The following is a 6,330-nucleotide window of genomic DNA, read 5'->3' on the forward strand; positions in this document are numbered from 1 at the left end:
TTTTTAAACATGTCTTCCATTCAACTCTGCGCCGCCCATCAGGCGACCTCTGGCTTCGACGGCGATGCGATCGCCCAGTACATGCGTACCGATTTTATTACGCTGCAGGAACATCTCAGCGTTCATGAGGCGCGCGAACACTTTATCTCCCAGCTGGCCAGCGATGATATTCCCGGGCAGGTGTTTGTCGTCGCCGGCAAGAAGCTGCGTGGCAGCCTGTCGGTCAAAAAGCTACTCCAGGAAACGGATATCAACCAGTCTATCCGCCACCTGATGGACAGCTGCCTGTTTCGCGTCAAACCTGACGATGAGCGCCAGCAGGTGATTGCCGAGCTCAGCGAGCGCGGCCTCGACCTGGTCCCCGTCGTCGATAAAGGCGAGCTGGTCGGCTGCCTGATGGAGAAGGAGATCGCCCATCTGCTGGAGGATGACGTCACCGAAGATGCTCAGCTGCAGGGGGCAACGCTGCCGCTGGAAAAACCGTACCTCGAGATCAGCCCCTGGACGCTGTGGAAAAAACGCTCGGTGTGGCTGCTGCTGCTGTTCGTGGCCGAAGCCTACACCAGCAGCGTACTGCAGCATTTCGAAGAAGCCCTGGAATCGGCCATCGCGCTGGCCTTCTTTATTCCGCTGCTCATCGGCACCGGCGGCAACAGCGGAACGCAGATCACCTCGACGCTGGTGCGCTCGATGGCGCTGGGGGAAGTGCGACTGCGCGATATGGGGCGGGTGATCCGCAAAGAGGTATCGACTTCGTTTCTGATTGCCCTGACCCTGGGCCTGGCGGGCTGCCTGCGCGCCTGGATGATGGGGATTGGCATGGAAATCACGCTCATCGTCAGCCTGACGCTGGTGTGCATTACCCTGTGGAGCGCGATTGTCTCCTCGGTCATTCCGATGGTGCTTAAGCGGATCGGCATTGACCCGGCGGTAGTTTCCGCGCCGTTTATCGCCACGCTGATTGATGGTACCGGGCTGATTATCTATTTCAAAATCGCCCAGTATTTTCTTGGGTTGAACTGATCATATACGTCCGGGCACCAGGGCGCCCGGACGCGTAGATTACTCTTCCACCAGCGCCTGCGCGCAGGCCCAGGCGCTTGACCACGCCCACTGGAAGTTATACCCCCCGAGCCAGCCGGTAACGTCCATCACTTCGCCGATAAAGTAGAGACCCGGCGCCTTACGCGCCTCCATGGTACGCGACGAGAGTTCGTTGGTGTCCACGCCGCCGAGGGTCACCTCCGCCGTCCGGTAGCCTTCGGTGCCGTTCGGCTGCACGCGCCAGGCGGTTAACGTCTCCACCAGCGTCTGCTGATCGCGAACGTTCAGTTGCTTGAGCGTCACATCAGGTATCTGCCCCAGCTGCTGCAGACACTCCACCAGCCGCTTCGGCAGCTGCATCGCCAGGGTGTTCTTCAGGCTCTGGTTGGGATGCGCGCTGCGCTGCTCGTTAAGGAAGTCATCAAGATCGCAGTCCGGTAGCAGATTAACGGTGACGAACTCGCCGGGCTGCCAGTAGCTGGAAATTTGCAGCACCGCCGGTCCGGAAAGGCCGCGGTGGGTGAACAGCAGATTTTCGCGAAACAGAGTGCCGTTCTCGGCGGTAATGGTCGACGGCACCGACACGCCGGAGAGGACCTGCAGCTGCTCAAGCAATGGCTTGTGGAGGGTAAACGGCACCAGTCCCGCGCGGGTCGGCAGCACCTTCAGGCCGAACTGCTCGGCGACTTTATAGCCAAACGGCGAGGCGCCGAGCCCCGGCATCGACAGACCGCCGGAGGCGATCACCAGCTTTTTGGTCACCAGCGTTTCGCCGTTCACCTGTAGCCGGTAGCCTTGTTCATCGCGCTCCACGCTGAGGATTTCGCTGCGCAGACGGATCTGCACGCCGCCCTTTTCACATTCCGCGAGCAGCAGATTGACGATCTGCTCCGCCGAATCATCGCAAAACAGCTGGCCGAGGGTCTTCTCATGCCAGGCGATGCCGTATTTACCGACCAGCTCGATAAAGTCCCACTGGGTGTAGCGCGCCAGGGCAGATTTGCAAAAATGCGGGTTTTGGCTCAAATAGGCCGCCGGTTCAACATACATGTTGGTAAAGTTGCAGCGGCCGCCGCCGGACATCAGAATTTTTCGCCCCGGCTTTTTGCCGTTATCCAGCAGCAGGACGCGGCAGCCAAGCTGGCCCGCCTGCGCTGCGCAAAACATTCCCGCCGCTCCGGCGCCAACGACAATGGCATCAAACCTTTCCACACCGCTTTCCTCGTTCCCCAATTGTCGGGTTTTGTAAATATTTCACTCTGGTCACACCAGCGGGAAAAATCCCGCATTAGATACATCATTGAAAGATATAGGATTACTCCCAACAGGGTAAAACCTAAACAGGAAGAAAATCAAAAAAAGTCTATATTTCACTTTGCCCGCGCCGCTAAAGTCACTGATAATGCGCCGCGTTCATGTCCTCAAAATGGCGTAACGTCCTATGCTACATTTATTTGCCGGTCTGGATTTACATACCGGACTATTATTATTGCTTGCTTTAGCTTTTGTACTGTTTTACGAAGCGATTAACGGTTTCCATGATACCGCAAACGCGGTGGCTACGGTTATCTACACTCGCGCAATGCGCTCACAGCTCGCTGTGGCGATGGCGGCGCTCTTCAACTTCTTCGGCGTTCTGCTGGGCGGTCTCAGCGTAGCCTATGCCATCGTGCATATGCTGCCGACCGATCTGCTGCTTAACATGGGTTCCGCACATGGCCTCGCCATGGTGTTCTCTATGCTGCTGGCGGCGATCATCTGGAACCTCGGCACCTGGTACTTCGGTCTTCCAGCTTCCAGTTCTCATACCCTGATTGGCGCCATCATCGGCATTGGTTTAACCAATGCGCTGATGACCGGTACTTCCGTGGTTGATGCGCTGAATATCCCGAAAGTCATCGGTATTTTTGCTTCGCTTATCATCTCGCCGATCGTCGGTCTGGTGATCGCGGGCGGCCTGATTTTCCTGCTGCGTCGCTACTGGAGCGGAACCAAAAAACGCGCGCGTATCCACCTGACGCCCGCAGAGCGTGAAAAGAAAGACGGTAAGAAAAAGCCGCCGTTCTGGACCCGTATCGCGCTGATCCTGTCTGCTATTGGCGTGTCGTTCTCTCACGGTGCTAACGATGGGCAGAAAGGCATTGGCCTGGTGATGCTGGTGCTGATCGGCGTCGCGCCGGCGGGTTTCGTGGTGAATATGAATGCCTCTGGTTACGAAATCACCCGTACCCGCGATGCGGTCAACAACGTGGAAACCTTCTTCCAGCAGCGTCCTGAACTGCTGAAAAAAGCCACCGGCGTCGATCAGCTGGTGCCTTCTCCGGATACCAATACCGCGGCCAATGGCGAGTTCCACTGCCATCCGGCGAACACCATCAACGCCCTTGACCGCGTCAAAACTATGCTGACCGGCGTTGAGAACTACGAGTCGCTAAAACCGGAACAGCGCGGCCAGCTGCGTCGCATCATGCTCTGCATCTCCGACACCACCGACAAGGTGGCGAAGCTGCCGGATGTGAGCGCTGACGACCAGCGTCTGCTGAAGAAACTGAAAACCGATATGCTGAGCACCATCGAGTACGCGCCAATCTGGATTATCATGGCTGTCGCGCTGGCGCTGGGTATCGGCACTATGATCGGCTGGCGCCGCGTGGCGACCACCATCGGTGAGAAGATTGGTAAGAAAGGCATGACCTACGCTCAGGGGATGTCGGCTCAGATGACCGCAGCGGTTTCTATCGGTCTGGCGAGCTACACCGGGATGCCGGTTTCCACCACCCACGTACTCTCCTCCTCGGTAGCGGGGACGATGCTGGTGGATGGCGGTGGTCTGCAGAAAAAGACGGTGACCAGCATTCTGATGGCCTGGGTGCTGACCCTGCCGGCAGCGATTATCCTTTCAGGCGTCCTTTACTGGCTCTCCCTGAAACTGATTTAAGCGTTATTTGTTCAAAACGGGCCAGCTTGCTGGCCCGTTTTTTTATTCTGAAACGTTAGTGCCAGATCATCAGCGCAATCAGGCTCACCACCACCAGGCCGCACAGGGCGCTGGTCAGGATAAACTGGCGACGAACACGTTCGCAGCGACGAATAAATTCATCATCGTGATGGTCACGGTAGCGCTGGGCATAGATATACCACACCAGCCGCATCTGTTTGCTGGGCTGCCCGTGCGAGGTAAAAAAGCCGCCGCCATCAACATACTGATAGAGCAAGGGATCGCAACCACGTAGCACCACCAATAATGCACGCAACGATGAGAAGTAGCGTGCCATATTCACCACACAAACGACACACAGGGCCCAAAACAGCGCAATAGTGCTGATCATACCTCCTCCCCGGCGACCCGCCTACGGAGAAAACCTCCGCGGCTACCGCTCCCCAAATAACCCACGACGATACCGTAAAGAGTGCGATTCCGATCACATTTATTTTTCCGACCGGCTCATTAAATAGTGTAGGAGATCCATTAATTTTTTTACCACAAGGTTATTCGTTATCAATACGTAAGACGGATAAATTTGTTTAACTTTTAGGTGAACCCAGTGCATTGACGGAGTGCGGGGGGCGCTATAAGGTAGGAAATATCTTCTACAATGAAGTCCTTAAAGGCTACCCTCCCGCGAATGTAGCACGCAGGACGCGGGCGAAACGGCAGCGCCAGCTGTCAGGTCCAATGGTCATCGACAAACTTATGGAAGGAGTAACACTATGGCTTACAAACATATTCTGATTGCAGTAGACCTGTCCCCGGAGAGTAAAGTACTGGTTGAAAAAGCCGTTTCTATGGCCCGCCCGTATAACGCGAAAGTCTCCCTGATCCATGTGGATGTGAATTACTCCGACCTCTACACCGGGCTGATTGACGTTAACCTCGGCGACATGCAAAAACGCATCTCCGAAGAGACCCATCACGCGCTGACCGAGCTCTCGACCAACGCAGGCTATCCCATCACCGAGACCCTGAGCGGCAGCGGCGACCTTGGCCAGGTGCTGGTCGATGCGATTAAAAAATACGATATGGACCTGGTGGTCTGCGGCCATCATCAGGACTTCTGGAGCAAGCTGATGTCCTCTGCCCGCCAGCTGATTAACACCGTTCATGTCGACATGCTGATCGTCCCGCTGCGCGACGAAGAAGACGAATAATCGTCTCGTTTTATCCGCGCAATACGCCCGCTGATGCGGGCGTTTTTTATTTTCGCTTTCCCTCGCCATGCGGCAGAACTTCAATCCATAAAATCGCCATTCAATTAGTGTGATCAACCAGTTATTCGGCGAAATATCTATATAATAATCTATTCCATAAGCCAATAACCGCAGCATGGCGAGTTATCAGACATTTTCGGCGCGTTCTGGCATACGCGTTCATACTTTTTGGGAAAGTAATACAAGGCGAAGGAATATGAATACAACTGCACCTACGGGCTTGCTGCAGCAACCTCGTCCGTTCTTTATGATCTTCTTTGTGGAGCTCTGGGAACGTTTTGGCTATTACGGCGTTCAGGGGATCCTGGCGGTTTTCTTTGTTAAACAGCTGGGCTTCTCTCAGGAACAGGCCTTTATCACCTTCGGCGCCTTCGCGGCGCTGGTTTACGGGCTGATCTCCATCGGCGGCTACGTGGGCGACCATTTGCTGGGGACCAAACGCACGCTGGTGCTCGGCGCCATTGTGCTGGCTATCGGCTACTTTATGACCGGGATGTCGCTGCTGAAACCGCAGCTGATCTTTATCGCTCTCGGCACCATCGCCGTCGGCAACGGTTTGTTTAAAGCCAACCCGGCGAGCCTGCTCTCCAAATGCTATCCGCCGAAGGATGCCCGTCTCGACGGGGCATTTACCTTGTTCTATATGTCGATAAACATCGGTTCGCTGCTGTCGCTGTCGCTGGCGCCGGTGATCGCCGAAAAATTTGGCTACGCGGTAACCTATAACCTGTGCGGCGCGGGGCTGATTATCGCGCTGCTGGTCTACTTCGCCTGCCGCGGGATGGTGAAAGATATTGGCTCCGAGCCGGATCATCGCCCCCTCAGCCTACGCAATCTGGCGCTGGTGCTGGCCGGTACGGTGGTAATGATTTTTCTCTGCGCCTGGCTGATGCATAACGTGATGATCGCCAACCTGGTGCTGATTGTTCTGTCGGTCGTGGTTATTGCGTTCTTTTTCCGTGAGGCGTTTCGCCTCGATAAAACTGGACGCAACAAAATGTTCGTCGCCTTTATTCTGATGATCGAGGCGGTGCTGTTTTACATTCTGTATGCCCAGATGCCGACCTCGCTGAACTT

General features: G+C 55.6%; 6 protein-coding genes. 4 read left to right on the top strand and 2 right to left on the bottom strand.

From position 1 onward, the window contains the following. Positions 1–9 precede the first annotated feature (9 nt). Positions 10–1,023, top strand: a complete 1,014-nt coding sequence (locus KHQ28_RS08370) for a magnesium transporter (RefSeq protein ID WP_004181490.1) — start codon at positions 10–12, stop codon at positions 1,021–1,023. A gap of 39 nt (positions 1,024–1,062) precedes the next feature. On the opposite strand, the gene KHQ28_RS08375 is transcribed toward KHQ28_RS08370, so the two are convergent. After that, entirely contained in the window at positions 1,063–2,256 is a 1,194-nt protein-coding gene (locus tag KHQ28_RS08375; protein ID WP_032418294.1) for an NAD(P)/FAD-dependent oxidoreductase, read from the bottom strand. A gap of 229 nt (positions 2,257–2,485) precedes the next feature. Here KHQ28_RS08375 and pitA point away from each other — a divergent pair, with 229 nt between their 5' ends. Then, positions 2,486–3,982, top strand: coding sequence for an inorganic phosphate transporter PitA (gene pitA / locus KHQ28_RS08380; RefSeq protein ID WP_002921200.1), 1,497 nt, complete (start codon positions 2,486–2,488; stop codon positions 3,980–3,982). A 55-nt stretch (positions 3,983–4,037) separates the two neighbouring features. On the opposite strand, the gene uspB is transcribed toward pitA, so the two are convergent. Next, positions 4,038–4,373 carry a universal stress protein UspB gene (gene uspB, locus KHQ28_RS08385; RefSeq protein ID WP_002921203.1) on the bottom strand — a complete coding sequence of 112 codons (336 nt, stop codon included), beginning with the start codon at positions 4,371–4,373 and terminating at the stop codon, positions 4,038–4,040. Between the two features lie 382 nt (positions 4,374–4,755). On the opposite strand from uspB, the gene uspA reads away from it, so the two are divergent. Both uspA and KHQ28_RS08395 read left to right on the top strand, forming a co-directional pair. Next, positions 4,756–5,193: a universal stress protein UspA gene (uspA, locus tag KHQ28_RS08390; protein WP_004145166.1), complete on the top strand. Its 438-nt coding sequence runs from the start codon at positions 4,756–4,758 to the stop codon at positions 5,191–5,193. A 280-nt stretch (positions 5,194–5,473) separates the two neighbouring features. Continuing rightward, positions 5,474–6,330 (top strand): oligopeptide:H+ symporter (locus KHQ28_RS08395; RefSeq protein ID WP_211777587.1); only part of this gene is annotated, 857 nt, incomplete at its 3' end.

Origin of the sequence: Klebsiella sp. 28 (assembly GCF_018223905.1) — a bacterium.
Taxonomy (GTDB): domain Bacteria; phylum Pseudomonadota; class Gammaproteobacteria; order Enterobacterales; family Enterobacteriaceae; genus Klebsiella; species Klebsiella pneumoniae.